The organism is Bdellovibrio sp. HCB185ZH (genome assembly GCF_047302455.1).
In the GTDB taxonomy this organism is placed as follows: Bacteria; Bdellovibrionota; Bdellovibrionia; order Bdellovibrionales; family Bdellovibrionaceae; genus Bdellovibrio.
Window position 1 is genome coordinate 924,190 of the sequence record NZ_CP178624.1, and the last position, 22,065, is coordinate 946,254.

Annotated in this window: 19 protein-coding genes; 3 read left to right on the forward strand and 16 right to left on the reverse strand. The window is 46.3% G+C overall.

The window, feature by feature from the left end:
- Positions 1 to 3: 3 nt before the first annotated feature.
- Genes ACLSU7_RS04545 through ACLSU7_RS04575 form a run of 7 tightly spaced genes read right to left on the reverse strand, consistent with a single transcriptional unit; the run spans position 4 to position 8,800 of the window.
- Positions 4 to 1,410 carry a sigma-54-dependent transcriptional regulator gene (locus tag ACLSU7_RS04545; RefSeq protein WP_413294375.1) on the reverse strand — a complete coding sequence of 469 codons (1,407 nt, stop codon included), beginning with the start codon at positions 1,408 to 1,410 and terminating at the stop codon, positions 4 to 6.
- Positions 1,411 to 1,449: 39 nt separating this feature from the next.
- Complete coding sequence (locus ACLSU7_RS04550) at positions 1,450 to 3,027, reverse strand: two-component system sensor histidine kinase NtrB (protein WP_413294376.1); 1,578 nt, start codon at positions 3,025 to 3,027, stop codon at positions 1,450 to 1,452.
- On the reverse strand, positions 3,027 to 4,253 hold the full coding sequence (locus tag ACLSU7_RS04555) for a type II secretion system F family protein (protein WP_181606896.1): 1,227 nt from the start codon (positions 4,251 to 4,253) through the stop codon (positions 3,027 to 3,029). Before ACLSU7_RS04555 ends, ACLSU7_RS04550 begins: the two co-directional genes overlap by 1 nt.
- Complete coding sequence (locus tag ACLSU7_RS04560; protein WP_413294377.1) at positions 4,254 to 5,297, reverse strand: twitching motility protein PilT; 1,044 nt, start codon at positions 5,295 to 5,297, stop codon at positions 4,254 to 4,256.
- Positions 5,297 to 6,997: a type IV-A pilus assembly ATPase PilB gene (gene pilB / locus ACLSU7_RS04565; RefSeq protein WP_413294378.1), complete on the reverse strand. Its 1,701-nt coding sequence runs from the start codon at positions 6,995 to 6,997 to the stop codon at positions 5,297 to 5,299. Before pilB ends, ACLSU7_RS04560 begins: the two co-directional genes overlap by 1 nt.
- 47 nt (positions 6,998 to 7,044) lie before the next feature.
- Complete coding sequence (locus tag ACLSU7_RS04570; protein ID WP_413294379.1) at positions 7,045 to 7,875, reverse strand: hypothetical protein; 831 nt, start codon at positions 7,873 to 7,875, stop codon at positions 7,045 to 7,047.
- On the reverse strand, positions 7,868 to 8,800 hold the full coding sequence (locus ACLSU7_RS04575) for a bifunctional riboflavin kinase/FAD synthetase (RefSeq protein WP_413294380.1): 933 nt from the start codon (positions 8,798 to 8,800) through the stop codon (positions 7,868 to 7,870). Before ACLSU7_RS04575 ends, ACLSU7_RS04570 begins: the two co-directional genes overlap by 8 nt.
- Positions 8,801 to 8,872: 72 nt before the next feature.
- Between ACLSU7_RS04575 and ACLSU7_RS04580 the strand changes: the two genes are divergently transcribed.
- Positions 8,873 to 10,753 carry an ATP-binding protein gene (locus ACLSU7_RS04580; protein ID WP_413294381.1) on the forward strand — a complete coding sequence of 627 codons (1,881 nt, stop codon included), beginning with the start codon at positions 8,873 to 8,875 and terminating at the stop codon, positions 10,751 to 10,753.
- Complete coding sequence (locus ACLSU7_RS04585) at positions 10,750 to 12,162, forward strand: sigma-54-dependent transcriptional regulator (protein ID WP_413294382.1); 1,413 nt, start codon at positions 10,750 to 10,752, stop codon at positions 12,160 to 12,162. The genes ACLSU7_RS04580 and ACLSU7_RS04585 overlap by 4 nt, the downstream gene beginning before the upstream one ends.
- Here the strand turns inward: ACLSU7_RS04585 and ACLSU7_RS04590 are convergent.
- Positions 12,146 to 13,240 (reverse strand): glycosyltransferase family 9 protein, encoded by a 1,095-nt coding sequence (locus tag ACLSU7_RS04590; protein WP_413294383.1) that lies wholly within the window; start codon positions 13,238 to 13,240, stop codon positions 12,146 to 12,148. The two genes, ACLSU7_RS04585 and ACLSU7_RS04590, sit on opposite strands and share 17 nt — an antisense overlap.
- Positions 13,149 to 14,276 (reverse strand): glycosyltransferase family 9 protein, encoded by a 1,128-nt coding sequence (locus ACLSU7_RS04595; RefSeq protein ID WP_413294384.1) that lies wholly within the window; start codon positions 14,274 to 14,276, stop codon positions 13,149 to 13,151. Before ACLSU7_RS04595 ends, ACLSU7_RS04590 begins: the two co-directional genes overlap by 92 nt.
- A 160-nt stretch (positions 14,277 to 14,436) precedes the next feature.
- Between ACLSU7_RS04595 and ACLSU7_RS04600 the strand changes: the two genes are divergently transcribed.
- Positions 14,437 to 15,567 (forward strand): cyclic nucleotide-binding domain-containing protein, encoded by a 1,131-nt coding sequence (locus ACLSU7_RS04600; protein ID WP_413294385.1) that lies wholly within the window; start codon positions 14,437 to 14,439, stop codon positions 15,565 to 15,567.
- Here the strand turns inward: ACLSU7_RS04600 and ACLSU7_RS04605 are convergent, their stop codons facing one another.
- From ACLSU7_RS04605 to lpxA, 7 genes are all read right to left on the reverse strand, one after another.
- Entirely contained in the window at positions 15,568 to 16,053 is a 486-nt protein-coding gene (locus ACLSU7_RS04605) for an N-acetyltransferase family protein (protein WP_413294386.1), read from the reverse strand.
- Between the two features lie 99 nt (positions 16,054 to 16,152).
- The gene (locus tag ACLSU7_RS04610; protein WP_413294387.1) at positions 16,153 to 17,277 is read right to left on the reverse strand and encodes a DUF3108 domain-containing protein; all 1,125 of its coding nucleotides are present in this window, start codon (positions 17,275 to 17,277) and stop codon (positions 16,153 to 16,155) included.
- Entirely contained in the window at positions 17,277 to 18,158 is an 882-nt protein-coding gene (locus ACLSU7_RS04615; protein WP_413294388.1) for a lysophospholipid acyltransferase family protein, read from the reverse strand. The genes ACLSU7_RS04610 and ACLSU7_RS04615 overlap by 1 nt, the downstream gene beginning before the upstream one ends.
- Positions 18,130 to 19,146, reverse strand: a complete 1,017-nt coding sequence (lpxK, locus tag ACLSU7_RS04620; protein WP_413294389.1) for a tetraacyldisaccharide 4'-kinase — start codon at positions 19,144 to 19,146, stop codon at positions 18,130 to 18,132. The genes ACLSU7_RS04615 and lpxK overlap by 29 nt, the downstream gene beginning before the upstream one ends.
- Positions 19,143 to 20,294, reverse strand: coding sequence for a lipid-A-disaccharide synthase (lpxB, locus tag ACLSU7_RS04625; RefSeq protein WP_413294390.1), 1,152 nt, complete (start codon positions 20,292 to 20,294; stop codon positions 19,143 to 19,145). Before lpxB ends, lpxK begins: the two co-directional genes overlap by 4 nt.
- A complete protein-coding gene (locus tag ACLSU7_RS04630; RefSeq protein ID WP_413294391.1) occupies positions 20,295 to 21,221 on the reverse strand; it encodes a Gfo/Idh/MocA family protein in 927 nt (308 codons plus the stop codon).
- Entirely contained in the window at positions 21,214 to 22,038 is an 825-nt protein-coding gene (lpxA, locus tag ACLSU7_RS04635) for an acyl-ACP--UDP-N-acetylglucosamine O-acyltransferase (RefSeq protein WP_142699832.1), read from the reverse strand. Before lpxA ends, ACLSU7_RS04630 begins: the two co-directional genes overlap by 8 nt.
- Between the last annotated feature and the right edge of the window lie 27 nt (positions 22,039 to 22,065).

Below are 22,065 nucleotides of genomic sequence, written 5' to 3' on the forward strand. Positions count from 1 at the left end.
GGACTATTCATCATCAAGCTCGTCGTCACCCACGACGCCGAGATTGTACTTTTCAATGCGATATCGCATCGAGCGGAAAGAGATATGAAGCAATTTTGCCGCTCTCTTTTTCACGCCGCCTGCGGAATGAATCGCTTTGACCAAAAGTTCTTTTTCAATTTGGCCCATCACCTTATCCAAGTCAACACCGTCATCTCCCATCTCAATTTCATTGGAAGAAGCCATTTTACGGCCAGACGCTGTGTTAACCATCGGCGGTAAGGATTCAGGCAGGATCGTCGCCCCACCTTCCAAAGCCACCGTGCGCTCGATCATATTTTCAAGCTCACGCACGTTCCCTGGATAGTCGTACTTTTTAAGGATCTCCATCGCCTCCGCACTGATCGCACCGATGTTTTTATTCAGGCGTTCGTTGTACTTTTTAAGGAAATGATTCGCTAGCAACGGAACGTCTTCACGACGATCACGCAAGCTTGGTGTTTTGATATTGATAACATTCAAGCGATAGAACAAATCTTGACGGAAAGTGCCCTTAGCCACCATCTCTTCAAGATTACGATTTGTCGCAGCGATGATACGAACTTCAACTTTCACGTCTTCAGTCGCACCCACGCGACGAACCACACGCTCTTGAATCGCACGAAGAAGTTTAACTTGAATCGTGAGTGGCAATTCACCGACCTCATCCAGGAACAATGTCCCGGTGTCAGCCACTTCAAAAAGACCCGATTTATCAGCCACAGCTCCAGTAAAGGAACCTTTTTTATGACCGAACATTTCTGATTCCATCAAGTTCTCAGGAATAGCACCGCAGTTCACCGTGACGAACGGACGATCTTTCAACGGACCGTTATAGTGAATTGCTTTCGCCACAACCTCTTTACCCGTACCAGATTCCCCGGTGATAAGAACGTTGGTTGGGGTTTGAGAAACACGTTTAACCATGTCGAAGATCGCATGCATTGCTGGCGAATTTCCGACCATACTTTGGAAAGAGTATTCTTTAGTTAACTCTTTCTTAAGGGTTCTGTTCTCAACTTCCAAATTACGAGAGCGAAGAGCGTTTTGAATGTTCAAACGGACTTCGTCGATTTTGAAAGGTTTTGTCAAATAGTCGTAAGCACCCATTTTCATGGCTTCAACCGCAGTTTCCGTTGTACCGAAAGCTGTGATCAACATGAACACGGTGTCTGGGTATGATTCTTTAACGTGTTTAAGAAGCTCAATACCTGTTACATGGGGCATCTGCAAATCGGAGATGATCATGTCGAAAGATTTTTTCGTCAGAAGGTCTTTTGCTTTTTGGCCGTCTTCAGCCAAAGTGATCTCATAGCCTTCTTTTTTAAGCATGATCTCTAGAAATTCGCGTATTGATTCTTCGTCGTCGACAACAAGAATTCTCGGCTTCATGTTCCTCGCTCCCACATCCTGTGATATATTACCTATTCTTTAGTTTGCTTTCGGGAAAGTCAAAACAAACTCTGTACCTACACCCTGCTCACTCTCAACGAAGACTTGAGCACTGTGACCTTCTAAAATTTTATGAGTCACAGCTAGACCAAGGCCTGTGCCCTTGGGCTTCGTCGTATGGAAAGGTTCAAACATTTTCTTACGAGTGGCTTCACTCATTCCACAACCGGTATCGCGAATGCTCACCACGATGGATTTTTCATTCGCAACTGCTTTCACAGTGAGTTGGGCTTGTGCAGAATCCTGCATCGCTTGGTACGAATTCAAAACGATGTTTAAGAAGACCTGTTTCAGTTTGTCTTTATGACCCAGAATTCTGAGGTCCGCTCCGATTTCGCGGATCTGCTGAACATCGGCACGCACTTTCGTGTCTGTTTTTATAGCATCAAAGACTTCATTCAACAAAAACGCCATGTCCACAACATCTGTCGGTGGCTTTTCAGGGCGCGCATATTCCAAAAACTCAGTGATCAAGTTATTCAGGCGATCGATTTCTCGCAAAACGATTTTCATCAATTTGCGATCATCATCGTTCGTCACGGTTTGAGTCAGCATCTCGATACTACCACTGATACCCGCCAAAGGATTGCGGATTTCATGGGCAATACCCGCTGCTAAACCACCCACCGCCGCCAGTTTTTCATTCTGGCGTGCTGCAAATTCCAACTGACGAACTTTGGTTAAATCATCAATCAAGGCAATGGAAAGAGGGGCTTGCAAATCAGGGCTGTACACTTTCGAAAGAGTCACACCCAAAATTTTAGCACTTTGATCACTGCTTTCGACGTACTTTAAATCGCCACGGAAATTATCCGCCGCGCGCTCTGTTTCTGGAAAAACCCGGTACCAGTTGATTTCGGAAGGAGCCGTTTTACCCAGAATTTCCAAAGCTGAATTATTCGCTGTTAGAACCTGACCGTCGGATGTGAAAGATAACATTCCCGAAGGAATATTCTCCATAATGAATTGATTTAGCTCTTGAGCGGAGCGAAGACTTAAGCCAGTTTTCTTAAGCTCTTTGCCAACCGATTGCAGCTGTTCACTTAAATAGCCGGAAAGACCTGCAACAGAGAAGAATGCAATGTTATTCAGAGCTAAGAGGAAAAAGAAATTCAGCGCCTTCATCTCGGGCGAAAAGAGAGCGGCAATCGTGAAAGTGATGCTGGTGAACAGAGCGAGCGTTAAAGCACCCACTCCCCGGCACGCGATCCCGGCAAGCAGGATATTTACCAAGTGCAAGAACAAGAACAGCGATTGATTCAAACCAAAATAGTAAATCAATAAAGAAATGAAAACGGAATCCAGAACGAAACCAAAGAATAAGGCCTTCGGATGTTGCAGCAGCTGATCCCATTCGGAAATCCACACCACATGCAGCCCCAATGCCAAAGTCAGAACCAGATAAAACGGCGCTTGCACCGACCAGTTCACAAAGCTTCCTTGAGTCATCGTGGAAATAACACTGACCAATAGAACAATGACAAAAAGACTGACCCGAGCAAACTCGACAGTCAGTCCTTGATTTTTATTATTCTGAAGGGCGTAACTTAAGCGCATTAGCCCCCGCCGACAACGTCTGCCATAGAGAAGATCGGAAGATACATGGCGATAACCAGGATCGCGATGATACCACCCAGGAACACCATCATTAATGGCTCAAGCAAGGATGTCATCGCTTTCACTGCTGTTTCAACTTCGTCTTCATAGAAATCGGCAATCTTACCAAGCATGATATCCATCGTACCAGACTGCTCACCGATCGAGATCATCTGCACAACCATCTCTGGGAAAACTTTTTCCTTTAACAGAGGAGAAGCGAAAGTACGACCTTCCGTGACTGAGGCTTTACAACGAAGCAAAGCTTGCTCGATCACGATATTACCTGCGGTTTTTGCCGAAATGTCGATCGCTTCAATCAAGCCCACACCTGAAGACAACAGCGTCGACAAAGTACGAGTCAAACGTGCGATCGCGGATTTTTGAATAACCTCACCGAATACCGGGACGTTAAAGAAAAGTCGGTCCATGGTGTCGCGGCCTTCATCGGTACGGTAGTACTGAAGAATTGCGAAAGGAATTCCCACGACCGCAAACAGATACAAATACCATTTATGAATCATGGAATTAGAAAGCGCGATAACCATTTGAGTCAGTGCAGGTGGTTCTTTACCGGCAGAGTTAAAAAACTCCATGAATTTTGGAAGGATGAAAACCAGGATACCGGTGATAACCGCAAAGGCGACGACCAGAATCACGGCGGGATACACGAGGGCACCCTTCACCTGACTTTTTAGTTTTTCTGATTTCTCCATATAGAGAGCCAGACGATTCAAGATACCATCCAAGATACCGGCTTCTTCCCCGGCTTGGATCATATTCACATACAATTTATCAAAGACCAAAGGCACTTGCCCCATGGAGTCTGCCAGACGACGACCGCTTTCAATCGAAGATTTCACGGTACCCGCCGCTTCACGTAAAGGGCCCGGGCGCAAACCTTCGGAAAGAATTTTCAAGCAATCCACCACCGGGATACCGGCGTTAATCAAAGTCGCAAACTGACGAGTGAAGATCTGAAGATCTTTACCCTTGACCCGGCCGCCAAACATGGGTGCTGGAGTGCTCGCTTTTTTACCCGTGGCACGGGCCATCGCTACCAGTTTCGTCGGCATCAACTGCTGCGCACGCAGGCGAATGATCGCCTCTTGTTGAGTCGCAGCTTCAATTTCACCCTGAACTATATTTCCAGTGGCGGCGCGAGCCTGGTATTGAAACTTAGCCATCTAGATGCCCACCTTTTTAAGCAGCTGATCTAGATTGTCTGGATCACGAGACGTTTCAAAAGCGGTTTTCAAATCCACACGACGGCGGATCAAATGCTGAAGTAATGATTGATTCAAAGTCAAAATGCCAGAGTGTTCTGGAGCTGTTGTCAGCACCGCTTGCAACGAAGTCATTTCCTGACGCTCTATGAACTCACGAATTTGTGGCTTCACCAAAAGCAATTCATGCGCAAACACGCGATCGTTACCCAGTCCCGCCATCGCATACTGACCAAGCCCCATCGAGAAAACTTCTGCAAAACGCGAAGAACCATGCTGACCAAAACGATCCGTCATCACGGATAAACAACGACGAAGAGCATTCATCAAAGAAGGAGCACGCATAGAATAAATCACGAAAACACCGCGCTCTGCCAAAGCCATGGCTTCCAGGAAGCTCGCATCGTCAGAGGCGCCATCATAAACCACAACATCCACACCATTTAACAAACTGTCACGTTCGTCTTTGCTTGCGAAAATGCCGTTGTGATAAAGAAAGCAGGATTTGGCTTCACGCACTTGCGGGAAAGGTTTAGTTGAAAAAACCACGCCCATGAACGATTTTTCTTCGCCCATCTTTTGCATTGTTTTATAAAGAGTCCCCGTCTGACCTGACTCCCCCGCACCTGAAACGATCACAAGACCTTTCATGCGCAGACACGTTTCTATGTAACTGCCCGGAAGTGGCATATCAAATCTGGAGCCATCAAGATCCAAATCGATAATTGCCTTCATTGTACTTTCGTGTTGAAAAAATGAAAAACCGATACGAGTGTTTTCAAGAGCGGTTTCACCGACCACGACGCCCGTGGTTTCAAGCATCGCTTTTTGCTGATCATCGAGGAAGCTTTGTTGCAAAAGCTTCCATTCCGTCATCAATCCCGGAGAAGCTCGCAAGCTCTCCCAACCCGTCATGCTGCGAGCACGGGGCTCACTGCCCACGACAAATAGGAACTCTTGAGATTTTTTAGCCTTCGCTTGCATTAATAATTCTGTCAAACTCATTATGTGTCCTTCACAGATGCATTCAAGACTTCTTCAATCGTTGTTTGGCCTCTTTTTAATTTTAACAAAGCAGAACGGCGGAGAGTTTTCATTCCTTGCTCACGAGCCAAGAAACGAAGCTGCCCCGTGGAAGCATTCTTAAGAATCGCTTCCTTCATTTTTTCAGTCATCGCCAGCAACTCGTATACGGCCAGACGGCCTTTGATGCCGGAGTTGTTACAGTTCGAACAACCCTTTCCACGCATCAGTTTATAGTCGCCAATTTCCGCCTGCGGCACGCCTAGGTTCAATAGCGTTTGCGCAGGAACTTCGATGGGCACTTTACAAGATTCACAGTTTTTACCAACCAGACGCTGAGCCACAACCAAGTTCACACAAGACGTGATGATATAGTTGGCGACACCCATTTCCGTTAAACGAATAACCGTACCGGGAGCATCGTTGGTATGCAGAGTACTTACAACCAAGTGACCTGTGGAGGCCGCTTTAAAGGCGATCTCTGCCGTTTCCAGGTCACGAATCTCCCCCACCATCACGATATCCGGGTCTTGACGAAGGAATGATTTCAAAGCACTCGAGAAATTCAAATCGATATCAGGATTCATTTGAACCTGATTAATACCTTCCAAATTGAACTCCACCGGATCTTCTGCGGTGGAAATATTCACGTCAGGTTTGTTGAGCTCTGCCAAGGCAGAATAAATTGTAGTGGTTTTACCAGAACCTGTAGGTCCCGTGATCAACACCATTCCTTGGGGAAGATTGATCATGGATTTGAAAAGTTTTAAGTCATCTTCCTCGAAACCAAGCTTGGTCATGTCCAACTGAAGATTGGATTTATCGAGCAAACGCATAACGACTTTTTCGCCCCAAATAGTTGGCAGAACGCTAACACGGAAATCCATCTCGCGACCTTTTTTGGTGCGAACTTTCAGACGACCGTCTTGGGGACGACGTTTTTCGGCGATATCGAGTTTCGACATGATCTTGATACGGGAGGCAATGGCGGCGCCCGTTCCTTGCGGAGGCTGCGTCGCTTCAATCAAATTACCGTCGATACGAAAGCGCACACGGAATCTTTTTTCATAAGGTTCGAAATGTATATCGGATACCTTTTTGATGATCGCTTCACCCAAAATCTGATTCACGAATTTTACGATTGGAGCTTCATCCCCACCCGCATCCGAGTCGATGACTTCGGTCGCAGTCGCATTCGCTGCGTACTCTTCCTCCATGGCTTCAGCCATGGTATTCAAGTTCTTAACGTTGATGTTACCGCCGTAGTACTTCTCGATACTTGCAGCGATGGCAGTTTCAGTCGCAACGACCGCTTGAATTTTACAACGCGTGATGAAGCGCAAGTCTTCCTTCACCATGATATTGCTTGGATCTGCGAAGGCTACGACGAGTGTCGATCCCGCTTTTTGCAATGGAATCAATTGATTACGATCGCAGACATCACGCGGAATCAGTGCAATAACGGTGGGATCAATTTCAAATGATGAAACTTCCACCCCTGGAACCGCATAGTGCTTTTCCATGGCGCGAAGAATTTGATTTTCTTTGAGATATCCAAGTTGAGCGATGACACCGGTCAGACGTGCGCCTGACTTTTTTTGTTCTTCAACAGCATGAGCTAATTGGTCCGGCTTGAGCAGACCCTGCTTAACTAATATTTCGCCAATTTTGATCGAAGACATTGTGGCTCCCCAAATATAACTTTATACCAGGGTGCCGTTTTTTGTAACTAGACGGAAGAAGAGTTTTGCTCCTTGAACTCTCTCACCCATTCCGTAAGGTCGGGACGCGCAAGAAGTTCGCTTTGTTTAAGTTTTTCGAAAACTATCTCGACCAAAGCCTGCAACAAATCTGAGGGTTGCAGAACCTTGAGTTCAGCACGTTCCGCCTCTTCCATAAGCTCGCTGTGCAAATTGCCAAGATTGCAATCGAAAGCATACCCGCCGGTATTCATGAAGTTAAAATAGGACAAGTCTTTTAACAGTTCGCTTTCGTGTTTCAGATGAACCGTGTTGATGATCAAAGATGCACTGACCGCTTGAATCGTCAGCTCCTCAATCGGCAACACCTTAAATTTGATCCCCAGATTTCCGCGAGAAAGAATGCGAGCTTCGCGGTGCAACTGCATGGTATCTTCACCAATCAAATAGATTTCAGAAAAACCCAGTTCTGTACAAACCGCGGCTGCAATTCTTAAACACTCACCCTCACCCACCACAAAGGCTGGCACACGAATATTTAAATCCCGCGCACGCTCAACCAGGACACGGTGGATCGCTTCATAATATAGCAAGCGCGGATACCACTTCCCGTCTTCCGGAAAATAAAAATCAAAACATTCCAGCATGCGCACTTGCGCTGGTAAGATCTGCAAAGATGGATAAAGCAAACGAGCTTGTTCAAAAGAGAAAAATGCAGCATGAGCGTCCATCAAAAGTTCTGCGGAGTAGGCCTGATGTTGTTCAAGCTGAAAAAGATCTGGCTTTTTTCCCACAACAAACTGCAGGAAACGAAACAACATGCTGGATTTTCCCTCGCGGAACTCAAGAATTTTACTCATTGAAGAACTTTCGGGCCGCTGCCATGTCGTTGTAGATTTGCTGTTTTAAAGTATCAATTCCAGAAAACTTCATTTCGTCGCGCTGAAAGTGCAAAAGTTCGACTTCGACTTCAACACCATAAAGCTGGGCCTCCAAATCGAAAATATGACTTTCAATTTTTACCGGCCCCTTGTTGTCTTCCTGAAATGTCGGATTCACACCGATATTAGTTATCGAGGGATGGTTGTGACCGTTGATGCGGGTATAAGTGAAATACACACCTTTACGGGGAACAAACTCCACGTCAGGATGCACATTAGCCGTCGGCACACCGATTGTGCGACCGCGCTGAAAACCTATTTCCACGGTGCCACGCAAGTAATAAGGGCGTCCCAAAAGCTTTTGAGCTTTTTCAATTTCACCGGCCTGCAAAGCTTCCCGGATGCGAGTGCTGGAAACAACCTGACCGTCCAATTGAAATGGCGGAATGACAATCAATCGAATCCCCTGTTGAGCACAGAATCCTTCCAGGAAAGAGATATTCCCTGTGCGATTGGCGCCAAAATTAAAATCGTGGCCCACGACCAAGGTTTTTGGATGAAGCTTGTTCATCACATAATTTTGAAGGAAATCCTGAGCTGTGACTTGAGAAAACTCCTTGGTGAAATTCTCTAAAATCACGCACTCAATTCCTCTCGCTTCGAACTGTTCCTGTTGGTCACGCAGATCGAACATTCTTTGCGTCTGGCGCTCTGGAAACAGCACTTTTACAGGGTGAGGATGGAAAGTATACACCACCGAAGGCACGCCATAATGTTGAGCCTCGCGAGTGACGGTTTCAATAAGCTGCTGATGTCCCAGATGGACACCGTCAAAATTCCCAATTGTGACGACAGAAGACTCTAAAACGGAGCTCATCTGCCCGACGCCTTGATAGATATGCATATTTTTCAATATACCTAATTCTGCGCCTGGCGGTAAGGGCTTTTAGTAGTTGATATTTTTAATAAATTTGCTATGTTGCGACGCGTGCAAAAAGGTTCGTTTTCACAGTATTTTAATCGCGTTTTATATCGCAGCGAGGTCCTGCTTCGCTACTTTATGCGCCACCGCGGTTTTCTGCTTCGCTGCCTTTTGTGTTGGGCCATTGGGTGCCTGGCTCTTTCCGCTGACGAGACCACGTCTTACGACCAGCGTTTCCAAGTGCGCGGCGACCAAAAGGTCTCTTCGCAAATCGTTCTTATCACCATCCGTCAATCTGACTTTGTCGGCGTTTACACCGATCGCGCTTCCTCCCTGATGGATTTGGATGAAGCGACCGATATCACGGACAGCTTTTTCTGGAATAAGAAAATCTGGAACCAGCTTCTTTCAAAGATTTTAAAACAAGATCCCCGTGCCATTGGTGTCACTCTTTATTTTGGCGACAACATCGGCGCTGTTCATTTGAACAACGAAGAACAAAAAAACTTTTTCGATCCGCGCGTCTACTGGGCCTCGACGACAAATTCTTTAGAGCGCGTCTTAACTCCGGCCTTTAGCAACCGCGAGCATACAAACCTGGGTTCAAATGAAGTTCGCCGTGACGAAGATGGACTTGTTCGTCGCATGTTCCCGCTGCGCTCCGAGATGCCTCATCTGGTTGAGAAGATCACTGGCAAACGCTTTCCAACGACCCAAGCAGGTCTTCCGATCAACTATCGTGGATCGATTTATAATTTCACTCAATATGGTTTAAGTGAAATCCTGTACGATGAGCTTCCACCTGATACGTTTAAAGGCAAAATCATTTTGATTGGTGCGGAAACTTCCGCCACTCCCGTCTATCTGACTCCACTGGGAACTTTAACCCGTTCCGAAATCATGGCTCATGTGACCGACACTCTTTTGGGTGAAAAATGGATCAAGCGTTTGAATTTCTGGTGGTATGCGGTGGGCTTTTTTGTCCTTATGGGCTTTGCCGTATTCATCATCCTGACTTATCCGCAGTCCGTGGCCCTGTTCTTTATCCTGTGGATTGCAACTTTGCTTGCGGCTCTCTCAGCCTGGGTCTTTGATAGTTTTTATTTCTGGTCCCCGGCTTTTGCACCGTTTGTTTTGCTCGCGGCGACGTGGACAATCTTTATCGGGTATCAGGCGACCAAAATCGAGCGAAAGAACTTTGCCCTGCAACAGGAACAACAATATCTGGCAGAGCTTGAGCAGCTTAAAAATAATTTCGTCAGCCTCATTTCCCATGATTTAAAAACGCCGATCGCAAAGATTCAGGCCATCGTGGATCGATTGCTGACGCAAAATCAGGATCAGGAGCTGCAAACGGATTTAAAATCCCTGCGCATGTTTGGGGATGAACTGAATCGTTATATTCAATCGATCTTAAAAGTCCTGCGCGTTGAATCCCGTGAATTTAAAATCAACAAGGACGCAGCCGATATCAACGAAGTCATCGAAGAAGCCTTGGTGACCTTGCGTCCCCTGGCTTTTGAAAAAGGCATTCGTATTCAGACTCACCTGGAACCCATGTTCTCGGTCGAATTTGATACGACCCTGATCAAAGAGGTTGTGATCAATCTGGTTGAAAATGCCATCAAGTACACGCCTTCGCAGGGCTTGATTGATGTGACGTCAACTGAAACAGAAAAAGACATCAAAGTGATCGTGAAAGACACCGGTGATGGTATTAAGCCTGAAGACATGGACAAAGTCTGGGGCAAATTCACTCGCGGGAGTGATCAGGATCTGAAAACCAAGGGAACAGGTTTGGGTCTGTACTTAGTTAAATATTTTATTGAACTTCATGGCGGTAAAGTGGAGATGGAAAGCAAAGTCGGTCAAGGCACCACGGTGTCTTTCACTCTGCCACTTGAATCAGAAGATGTAATCGAGGAGATCTTATGATCAACCAATTGAACACCCTGATCGTGGACGACGAAGCAGAATTGCGTCGCTCCGTTATCTCAATCCTTAAATCGACGATGCCGGAGATCGAATTCGTTATCGACGAAGCTTCGACGGGTAAAGAAGCGTTTGAAAAAGTAAAACAACAGTCCTGGGACTTGGTTTTGATGGACGTAAAGATGCCTGAAATGAATGGTATTGAAGCCCTGACGGCCATCAAGGAACATGATCCGCGCACTTTCGTCGTTTTGATGACGGCTCACTCCAATTTGCACGATGCGGTCTTGGCGATCAAAGAAGGCGCTTATGACTATGTTGAAAAACCAGTCAATCCTCAGACGCTGACTGAAATCGTTCGCAAAAGCCAGGAAGCCCGCGATTTAGTTTCTTCTTTAGCTTTGTCGAATCCGATTTTTGACGACGACGTGGAATCTGAATTCGTGGGTTCTTCGCAAAAAATGAAAGACGTGTTCAATCTGATTTATCGTCTGTGCAAAGTCGATACGACAGTTTTGATTCGTGGTGAAAACGGTACAGGTAAAGAATTGGTGGCACGTGCGATCCACTTTAACTCCCCTCGTAAAGCCGGAAGCTTTGTTGCGATCAACTGTGGCGCGATTCCTGAAAACCTGATGGAGAGCGAACTGTTCGGTCATGAAAAAGGTGCCTTCACCGGCGCGATTGAACGTAAAATCGGTAAATTCCAGATGGCCAACAACGGTACTTTGTTCCTGGATGAAATCGGGGAACTTCGTCCGGATATGCAGGTCAAACTTTTGCGCGTCCTTCAGGAAAAGAAATTCACTCCGGTCGGCAGCAACCGTGAGGTAAAATCCAACACCCGCATTATCGCAGCAACAAACCGCAACTTGGAAAAGATGATGGCGGATGGCACATTCCGCGAAGACTTGTTCTATCGCTTGAATGTTATGCCCATCTTTTTACCACCTTTGCGCGAACGTACGGATGACATCCTGGCTTTGGCACAACACTTTATCAAAAAGTTCTCTCGCCAGCATGCGCGCGTGATCAATGGCATCGATGCCGAAGCTTTGGAAATGCTAAAGGCTTACCGTTGGCCAGGAAATATTCGTGAACTTGAAAACGTGGTGGAACGCGCGTTCATCGTGGAAAACTCCCAGCAAATTACTTTGGAATCTTTGCCAGAGTCTTTGAAACTGGCTCCGAAAGAAGCACCAGAGAAAACAGCGAACGTGGGCTATAATGGTCCGCTTGATTTCGACGTATTCAAAGAAGGCATGGAAAAAGAATTTATTGTAAGTGCTTTGAAAGCAAATCACGGCCGTATCAATCAAACGGTGGCTCAAGCAAATATTCCTAAGAATACTTTGCTGCGCAAAATCCGTAAGTACGGAATCAACGTCAAAGATTTTACGAACGAAGAATAAATTCGGCTTTTTGCACCACCTGCTCTGCTGGCAGGTGGGTCATGCAAACATGGGTTTTAATCGGACATGTCTGGTGCCCGTGCTTGCCACAGGGACGGCACGGCAGATTTTCTTTCTGCGCAATATAAGTGCTGGCAGACCACGGTCTAAATCCAAATCTTAAAACGGTTGGACCAAAAACAGAAATCAGCGGTGTCTCACAAGCCGCCGCCATATGCGAAGCCGCACTGTCATTTCCAACCAACAAACGGGCTCGCGCGATAATCTGAGTCGATTCCAAAATTGAAGTTTTACCGGCAATACACAATGAGCCCGTAACTGCTTGCGACACTTCTTCGGCAAGCTTTTCTTCACCCGGCCCACCCATCACATAAACTTGATAGCCTTGGGACTGTAGGGCCTTGCCCGTTTCGATAAAGCCCTCCTTGGTCCAACGTTTCGTGGCCCACACGGAGCCTGGGAACATCAAGACGGCGCGATCCTCATTTACACCTTTAAGATCATATCGTTTTTCCAACTCCCGATAAGCCTCGGTGCATTTCAGAATTTCTGCTCGCGCACTCATAGAGGCCCACTCCGGCGGAGCTGAAAGTTTGCCCTTATAGTCAGGGGTATAGGGCCTTTCTGATTGGGAATAGGTAGCTAATAACTCGCCCAGGTTTGGATCCGCGACTTGCAACAGACTCATCTGGCGCAAAGGATCTGGCAGAGTCATAGGCTTTTTTACCGTTTGCGAAAAAGCCAGGAAGCTCCAGAATTTTTTAAAGCCGATTTTTTGCTGAGCCTTGATTTTGCGACAAAAGAAAATCGTACGCAAAGATTCATGGGGAGATAAAAGATAATTCACCTGATGAGTGCTGATTTCCGATAACGCTTGATTATAAGTATTTGCATCACCTTTTTTTATTTCAAAAATGTGATCAACCAGATGAGTTTTTAAGAAGAAATCACCAAAGCCCTTGCGACAGACAAGTCCGAGCTTGTGATCAGGCCAAATCTGACGGCAGCGCTTTAGGAGCGGAATTGCCAAGAGCAAGTCCCCCAGAAAGGCTGTTTGTACGACAAGATTCAACGGCATGAACGATCTCCTGCAAAGAGACCTGATCGTAGCACATTATGCTTTTTTCACAAGCCCTCTTCCAGCAAGGACTGCAGGGGCTTTGCGAGAGTATCGACACTCCCCGGTCATAAAGATCTATTTCATGAGCACACGTGGGACCAAACCAAGCGACCACCTGTTTTCCTTGAGAAATGGCCATGTGCATTCCCAAACTGTCACCGGTAATCACCACATCACAAGCGGCGACACTCACCAAACCATCGCGCAGACCACTCTGTGTCGCCGTGGAAATGACAGAAAGACCTTCCGCTATTTCAACATTTCGCTCTGTGTCCTCGGGGCCCCCCAGCAATACGAGCTGTGCTTCGGGATAGCGGCTTTGCAAAGATGTGATCATCAAGCGATGAAAATCCACGCTCAACTTTTTTGCTGCAATCACGTTGCTGCAACCCGTATTAAAACCCAAAACCCATTTTTTGCCGGTCGTCAGAAAACTCTGACGACGAGAGTGAAGCTCGGCATTTTCTGATTCCGTCAGGGGCAACCAATAGGCGTCTCTTTTGTAAGGACCTAACTCCAACGCTTCAATCATCAATTGCGTTTCAGGTTTTTTGTTTTCAAAAAACTTTTTCTGATTACTAAGACCCAGCTCCCACAACTCTTCTGCCGCAGGAGTCGCTGGCACAATCGCTCCGTTTAAGGGATTTGCAGTGAAGCCATAGATCTGATCCACTTGCGTATGTCGTAAAACGCCCACCGCTTTTAATGATTTATCAATCACCAAGGCCACATCAAATTGCAAAGCTCCCAATTGCAGGAGGTCTGATTCCTTGGTCGTCAGAACGCGGTCAATAACAGGATGGTTTTGTAAAAGCAAATGTGCTGGGGCATCGGTCACCCACGTCAACATTGAGGAAGGATATTTACGTTTGATGGCTTTTAATAAACTGGTGCTGCGAACCACGGCACCGAGAGCTCCTAAATGCACGATGAGAACTGAGATTCGAGGTGCATCAAATGAAGCGCACTGAGAGTCACAGGTCTGACTTTTCATACAAGGTTTGTATCCAGAGAAGTTCCGACAATTTGTTTGCGCCATGACATTATTGTAGTGCATCCCTTCCCGCTCACTCAGAATGCCAGGGTCTGGCTGCTTAAATTCAGGACCAAGGCCGTGGCGAAAACGAGCAGCTTTTTTCCGATAAGCCCAAGGAATGAAGATCGAACGGGAAACACTTCAACTTAAGCCGATTAAAACTCAGAAACACGCTGGGGGCGGCACTGTATTTTTACCCTCTGGTTTGGGCAGCTTTGAGCTCAATACTTTGCAGTTTTCCTACCTTGAAGTTTTCAAATCAGGTTCTTCCATTGAAGGCCTGGTACAGTTTTTTCTGGGACAAGGTTGGCTGGTCAGCTTTCGCGAGCTTTACAGCCTGCTGCAGTTTCTGGTGCATGAACGTTTGATTTCAAATCAAAACGTCATCGACTATTTTAAAAAAGTAAACTCTGACGATTCTCCGTTGGTGTTTAGTTCGATCGATGTGATGAGTGGTCGTCAGGTGAAACCCGATCCGACAACTCTGCCCTTTTTTCGCTCGCTGGAGCCGAGTCTCGCTTCGTACCTTTTGCAAAAAGCTGAAGTGTTTACAGTGCCACAAAATATACGCATTACACATTCGGGACAAAACTCCCGGGATCTTTTTGTGCTCTTAAAAGGTCAGGCGTCGATCTATAAAGTAATTTCAGAAACCCGCAGGCAACTGGTAGCGACATTAGGTTCTGGAGCCTTGTTTGGTGAGCGTGGTTTTCTCCTAAACCAACCCCGCAATGCCGATGTCATTACGAATAGCTCCTCTGAGGTTTTGCGGGTTCACCATCTTCCTGAATACGATAATTTGATCAAGTCTGATAAAGCCCAAGCCTTGCAACATCGTTTTTGGGTGATGCAGGCATTATTGTCATCGCCTTTTTTCAAAGATCTTCCCACAGACAGCTTGGATGCTTTGATTTTCACAGGGCGCTTGGTGCAGGCTCCGGCTAATCAAGTTCTATTTCGCGAGGGCCAAAGCGGCAACACTTGTTATATCGTGATTCAAGGATCCGTCGTCATCAGTCAAAAAGGTCAGAACATCAACGTCCTGAATCAGGGAACTTGTTTTGGTGAAATTTCGCTCTTGGTTTCGGGTGGTGTCAGAACAGCGACCGTGACCACACAACGAGACACGGTCCTTTTAGAAATCGAACAAAATGCCTTCTATAAAACTCTGGCGCAGAATCTGGTTTTAGCCAAAGTGATCGAAACTCTGGCTGCGCAACGTATTGCCCGCGACCAACAGGCGAAGTGATTACTTAGCTCCGCTGGCAAAGGCTTTTAGATTTTCCCCCGTCAGGCGATAGACAGTCCATTCATCCATGGGACCGGCACCAATGGATTTATAGAAATCAATGGCAGGCTTATTCCAGTCTAGCACCGACCATTCGACACGCCCGCAACCTTCGGCTACGGCTTGCGCAGCAAGAGCTTGCAGCAAGCTTTTCCCAACACCCTGCCCACGGGTCTCTGGCAGTACGAAAAGATCTTCCAGGTAAATTCCTTTGCGACCCAAGAACGTGCTGAAATTATAAAAATACAATGCAAAACCCACGGGCTTGCTATCAAGCTCGGCAATCAAAACTTGCACCGGGGATTTCTCACCAAAGATTTGTTCCTGCAGAAGTTCGGGTGTCGCGATCACTTCGTGAGAAAGCTTTTCGTATTCTGCTAACAATTTAATGAAATTTAAAATCGTAGGAACGTCGGATTTCAGGGCTTTGCGGATTTGTAGTTTCATAATCTAACGGAGCTTACTTCAAAAAAGAAAAAGCTCTAGGGAGCTTTGCCTGTTATGGGGAAAAGCTCTAAGGAGCTTTGCCCGTTATTGGGAAAAGCTCTAAGGAGCTTTTCCGGGTTTAATCGAAACGACTTGGGAAACTAAGGTCCCGATTTTGATTTTGGCTTCGATACGTAAGATGTACTTGTGCTCGTCATCGGATAGCCAGATCAAGTTTTCACCGATAGGTTTAAACTTTCCTTTAAGAGTGATATTTGGCTGCATCACGATGGCCTTCATCGGACCTAGCTCTGTATCCAAAACTTCTTTGCGGATGGCTTTACCCGAGAAAACCAGGTTTTCTTTATCATTAGAAACGCGGAACGCGTACTCTTTACCGATTTCCCATTGGAACATACGCATGTAAAAGATCGCGCTGTAAACGTTCTGCGCGTATTCTTCTAACTCCCACTGTTCCCTTTTTTCTTCTTCGCCGTCTTGTTTAGTGACTTTCTTTTCCCAGTAAGTCGCCATCTTTTTTACGTTATCAAAAAGCATCTTAGCTTCGCGCAACTGACCGGACTCTTTCACGTGAAGTTCAAATACCGTCGGCGTCACAGTTTCATAGTCCATGAAGATATCGACGTTATCTTCCACCGTGTAAACCGACGCGAACAAAGAAATCGTTTTAATCGCGATATTGTGCTTATAGGATTTACGCCCATTTACCGTCGCCATGGGTAAAGTTTTAAAGCGCAACTCCCCCGCTGACATTTTAAAGTAGGAAACGTCGTGTACGACTTCTTCACCTACGCGGAATGGATCCACCACCGGGCGACGACCGTTAAAACCGGCATCGTCTTCGATCTCGGGTTGCCGACGAGTGGGTTCTGCCGGTGTCGCCGCAGCCGTTGCTGCCGCACCCTTAGAACCTTTTTTAGCTTTCGCGGGAGCCTTTTTTGTATCTTTGATCAACGGTGCAGGCGTCGCAGCGGCCTTGACAGCTTTACCGTCTTTAGAAGTTTTCACAGGTTGAGCTGACCCAGCTTTTGTGGACTCTGCAGATTTGGCTGAAGTCGTCTCGCCATTTTCAGCTGGCGCCGAAGGTTCTTCAATTTTTACGGCTTTATCGAATTCGTCGATCTTTTTTAATTGATCTTGCTTTTCGTACTTCAAAAAAGAAGTCGAACACGCAGTCAAAAGAGAAATAACAGCAATGCCTGCAAGCAACGAACACTTATTCACTAAAAGTCCTTCCATCGTCTGTGAACCCACATCCATTGTTCGGGATGTTTTCGCACGATCTCTTCCAGTTTATCTGTAAAAGATTGTGTCAGATTCACAATGCTCTGGTCCTTATCTTCAACGATTGAGGGGCTCAAGTCCATAGCTGGCTCGATAACGACATGAACTTTCCCGTCATTTCCCTCATAGGTGTAAATAGGCAAAACTGGCGCTTTGGTTTTTTGTGCAAACAAAGCTAGACCATAGGCCGTGCCCGTGCGTTTTCCAAAAAACGTCGTCGCCACACCGAAGGGTTTTCCCATGTATTGATCCAATACAAACACCAAACCAGAATTGCGTTTCAGAGCTTTTAAAATATCAAAGGCATTGGTCGGTCCGTGAGCGTCGATGTATTTCACGCCCCCCGCACCACGAATCGAAAACCACAGGTCATTAAACCACTGAGTTTTAAATCGCTTAGTGATGATACTGATGTCCTGACCTATAACGGACAAGGCATTGGCCGCCAAATCCCCGTTTCCCAGATGCAAAGTCAGATAAAAGAAACCTTTACCCAAGGCTTTGGCTTTTTCATAATTTTCCAGCCCCTCAAAGACGACGTTTTGATCCACCCACTGCCGACTCATGTTGGGGATGAAAAAGAACTCTCCAAAGTTATAACCCAGTTGATAGACCGATTCGCGCCCGATTTTCTTGCGCTGTTGATCCGTCCATTCAGGATAGGCGATGTGTAGATTGCTTAGAACGATCTTTTTGCGAAATCCAAATACGTCCCACCACAAAAAGCCAATCCAAGAACCCGAAAGCCTTTGAATTTTACGCGGTAAAATACTGCTAAAGAAGATTCCGATTTTAGCTAAAAAGCTGACCAATAATCTCATGCAGACGTCCTTTGTCTCCGAATTCTTCCACCTGAAGATTGGTGCTCCACAACTTCTTGGGATCCGGCAAAAGTCGACGCAGTTTAACGGCATCTTTAGAAGTGGTCACCAGATAGTCACAACCCGATTTTTCAAATTCAGCGGCAATCTTTTGCGCATCTTCATTTGAATATTGATGATGGTCACGATAGTGCAGGCTTTTTTTCGAAATCTCACCATAAGCACGCATCATCTTTTCAAATACATCCGGGCGAGCAATCGCGGAAACCAGGAACAATTTTTTTCCACGCAATGTCTCGGTCGGAACCGTGACCTCGCCATTATGGATATCGACGATATCATAACCAAAATACAAAATCTCTTTACCCGGAGGTAAATGACTTTGAACCTGCTTCAAACTTTGTTCATCCGCCAGGTTGCACTTAGTGAATAAAATTAAATCTGCACGGTTTAAACCGTCCCAGGATTCACGTCCACGTCCTTCGGGTACGACTTGATAATTTGACCAGGGCTCTGTCGCATCCAGGATCACGATATTAAAATCGCGGTGAAGTTTGCGATGCTGAAAACCATCATCAACGACGATCACATCAAAGGGACCATGATTTCTGGTGGAGTACTCCGCCGTACGCCATTTGCTGTCGCCAACGAATACCGTCACTTCAGGATTTGCTTGCGCCAGCAATACCGGTTCATCACCGTAATAACGGGCAGCATGGGGATGAGTCACATCCACGCGAACAGAAGCCGAGGCATCGGCACGGTAAGAACGACTGACCACCGCCACCTTTTTCCCATCGCGCACCAAGGCTTTTAAACAGAAATCCGTGATCGGAGTTTTCCCCGTCCCGCCCACTGTTAAATTCCCGATACTGATCACTTTCACCGGCGCTTTGTAAGCACCAATCATTCCACGATCGTACATTGAGTTTTTAATACTCACGACGCGTTCGTAAAGATAGGAAAGTGGTTTTAAATAAGGCTTCATACTGTCAGATACTCATCCAATGCTTTGACCACGCGACTTGTGGCACCTTTATCGCCCAAGTGAGAGCGAAGAGACGCAAGATCTTTTTTAACCGACGCTTTGTAAGCGGCATCCGTAATATAACGATCCAACAAAGCCGCCATGTTTTCAGCCGTCACATCACCTTGGAATCTTTCAGGCACAGCTTCTTTACCTAAGATCAAGTTCACCAAACCATAGTACTTGGTTCCGCGAACCAAGAGTTTGGCAAAGATTCCCGTCAACCACTTCATTTTATACATGATGACCATTGGTTTTTGCAGAAGTCCCACTTGCAACGTTGCCGTCCCTGATGCCACGAGCATCATATCCACCAGGTGGATCATGCGGAAAGGCTCATCCTTCAAAAGGATGTATGGCAAACGGAAGTCTTCCAGATACTCCTGCATTTTCTCTTTCGAGAAAGTCGGAGCGGTCAAAATCACGATTTTCAAATTAGGATGTTTTTTAGATAAAATTCGAGCTGCATCCAACTGAATTTGGAAATGTTGTTTCAGTTCCAAACGACGGCTGCCCGGCATCAATCCCAAAACAATTTCGTCATCGCGGATGCCGACTTGATTGCGATGAATTTTTAAGTAAGACGGATCATCAATCAGGCGCTCATCCAACTCATCCAACAACGGGTGCCCCACGAAATCCACGGGAACGCCGTGTTCCTCGTAAAATGGCACTTCGAAAGGAAAAAGCACAAATACTTTTTTGCAGTATTTTTTGATCGTATGCACACGGCCTTTGCGCCATGCCCATACTTGCGGCGAAATATAATAAACCACCGGAATTCCCAAAGCGTGCAATTTCTTAGCAAGCATCAAATTGAATTCCGGATAATCCATCACCACCGCCACTTTAGGACGGCGTTTTTCAGCTTCTCGAACCAAACTGTCGAAAACGGCTTTCAACGGTTTGTAGGCGGCAATAATTTCTGCAGCCCCCACCACGGCCATTTCTTCGGATTTACCCAGGCGTTCAAACCCCAGGTTTTCCATGTCCTGACTGCCGACACCAAAAGCATGGATCTTACGACCCTGCTTTTTCCAGGTCTCAAGAATTCTTTGAGCATATGTGACACTGGAGGCCTCGGCGGCCACGAACAATACTTGATCCATCTATTTACCAATCATTTTTTGAATGTCTTCGATCGCACGCAAAGCTTTCAAACCATCAAGTCCTGTCACTACAGGAGTCTTGTCGTTTAAAACTGCGTCAATGAAAGCGTCAGTTTCTTTTTGAAGAGCATCAGCTTTTTCAACCGTCCATTTCGTCACTTTTGTCAGCTCATCCCCACCAGCACCTTTTTCAACTTTTTCAAGTTCATGGATGCCCGTGTTTGCAAAGATGATGCAATCGTCTTGAACCACGCGAATAGAACGTTGACCCACCGGGGACACGCGGCTCACGGTGATGATCGCGTGAGTACCATTTTTCATTTTGAAAGACATGGAAGCAGTATCCAGCTCTGGAGAAACCAATTTGGTTCCAGATGCGATGAAGGATTCCACTTCACTGCCCGTCAACCAGTACAGCAAATCCATATCATGGATCGCCAAATCGTGAAGAACGCTGACATCAGCACCGCGGGCTTTGTAAGGCGCCGTTCTGATCAGCTCAATCGTGCTGACATTCTTCATGTGTTTTTTAAGTTCATTGACGGAAGGATTAAATCTTTCGATATGCCCTACCGCCAATTTCACTTTGTGTTTTTGAGCGAGTGCCAACAATTCCTCAGCTTGAGGGACCGTGGCTGTGATCGGTTTTTCCACGTTAACGTGTATACCGTTTTGCAAAAACAATTTCGCCACTTCGTAGTGACTCTGCGTGCTGGCTGCGATCGTCACCAAGTCAATTTGACCGATCAGATCTTGGGGACGATGAAAACTTCGTACACCCAGTTCCGCTGCGATTTTATCAGCTTGCGCCGGGAAATGATCACAAACTCCCACGAGTTCAACATGGGGATTGTTTTTATACTTTTGAGCATGGAAGTTACCCAGATAACCCACGCCCACCACGGCGCCACGCAATTTCTTACTCATCTTCTTGCCAGCCTTTAGGAGTTCTGTTCACCGCGATACCGCGTTTTGAAGAACGGATAAAGTTAATGAAATATTCAATGTTTGGGCTCATCGTGCACTCTTCCTGAATACGCTTGATGCCTTCTTCGACAGTGTGGGAACCCATGATCAAGATACGAATCGCTTTATGCACATTCGTGATCTCAGCACGGTCGTAACCTTTACGAGCCAGACCGATTTTGTTGGTCGCACGGATTGTCGCGTAAGTCCCTTGAGCACGACAGAACGGCAGAATGTCTTTGTTGACGATACTGCTGCCTGCGATGAAGGCCATTTTTCCGACTTTAGTAAATTGATTAAGGGCACTCATACCGCCGATGAAAACACCGTCAGCAATTTCACAGTGACCACCCAAGTGAGTGTTGTTCGCCATGATAACGTTGTTGCCCAACTTGCAATCATGCCCCACGTGAGTGTACGCCATGAAGTAGCAATTGTTTCCGATTTCAGTTTTCTTATCGCCCTTAGACGTCGCTAAGTTCACTGTCGTGAATTCACGGAACATGTTGTTGTTCCCGATGATAAGATATGTCGGTTCATTTTTATAAGAAACGTCTTGAGGAGCACCACCAATAACGGCACCTGGGCAGAAATGATTGTTCTCACCGATTTCCAAAATCCCGTAGCGAGATCCCAAAGTGACGTGACCTTCTACATAGGTCCCTTTTCCGATTTTTACTTTACCTTGAATAAGGCAGTAAGGACCGATTTCAACATCATCGGCTAATTCAACATCTGGGGAAAGGACGCTTGTAGGGTGGACTTTATAATTTGCCATGTAAACTGTATCCTAAATGCAACTTTG

Coding starts and splice junctions, on each gene's coding strand:
- ACLSU7_RS04545 (WP_413294375.1), bottom strand. CDS start 1,410: ATGAAGCCGAGAATTCTTGTTGTCGACGACGAAGAATCAATACGCGAA.
- ACLSU7_RS04550 (WP_413294376.1), bottom strand. CDS start 3,027: ATGCGCTTAAGTTACGCCCTTCAGAATAATAAAAATCAAGGACTGACT.
- ACLSU7_RS04555 (WP_181606896.1), bottom strand. CDS start 4,253: ATGGCTAAGTTTCAATACCAGGCTCGCGCCGCCACTGGAAATATAGTT.
- ACLSU7_RS04560 (WP_413294377.1), bottom strand. CDS start 5,297: ATGAGTTTGACAGAATTATTAATGCAAGCGAAGGCTAAAAAATCTCAA.
- pilB (WP_413294378.1), bottom strand. CDS start 6,997: ATGTCTTCGATCAAAATTGGCGAAATATTAGTTAAGCAGGGTCTGCTC.
- ACLSU7_RS04570 (WP_413294379.1), bottom strand. CDS start 7,875: ATGAGTAAAATTCTTGAGTTCCGCGAGGGAAAATCCAGCATGTTGTTT.
- ACLSU7_RS04575 (WP_413294380.1), bottom strand. CDS start 8,800: ATGCATATCTATCAAGGCGTCGGGCAGATGAGCTCCGTTTTAGAGTCT.
- ACLSU7_RS04580 (WP_413294381.1), top strand. CDS start 8,873: ATGTTGCGACGCGTGCAAAAAGGTTCGTTTTCACAGTATTTTAATCGC.
- ACLSU7_RS04585 (WP_413294382.1), top strand. CDS start 10,750: ATGATCAACCAATTGAACACCCTGATCGTGGACGACGAAGCAGAATTG.
- ACLSU7_RS04590 (WP_413294383.1), bottom strand. CDS start 13,240: ATGCCGTTGAATCTTGTCGTACAAACAGCCTTTCTGGGGGACTTGCTC.
- ACLSU7_RS04595 (WP_413294384.1), bottom strand. CDS start 14,276: ATGAAAAGTCAGACCTGTGACTCTCAGTGCGCTTCATTTGATGCACCT.
- ACLSU7_RS04600 (WP_413294385.1), top strand. CDS start 14,437: ATGAAGATCGAACGGGAAACACTTCAACTTAAGCCGATTAAAACTCAG.
- ACLSU7_RS04605 (WP_413294386.1), bottom strand. CDS start 16,053: ATGAAACTACAAATCCGCAAAGCCCTGAAATCCGACGTTCCTACGATT.
- ACLSU7_RS04615 (WP_413294388.1), bottom strand. CDS start 18,158: ATGAGATTATTGGTCAGCTTTTTAGCTAAAATCGGAATCTTCTTTAGC.
- lpxK (WP_413294389.1), bottom strand. CDS start 19,146: ATGAAGCCTTATTTAAAACCACTTTCCTATCTTTACGAACGCGTCGTG.
- lpxB (WP_413294390.1), bottom strand. CDS start 20,294: ATGGATCAAGTATTGTTCGTGGCCGCCGAGGCCTCCAGTGTCACATAT.
- ACLSU7_RS04630 (WP_413294391.1), bottom strand. CDS start 21,221: ATGAGTAAGAAATTGCGTGGCGCCGTGGTGGGCGTGGGTTATCTGGGT.
- lpxA (WP_142699832.1), bottom strand. CDS start 22,038: ATGGCAAATTATAAAGTCCACCCTACAAGCGTCCTTTCCCCAGATGTT.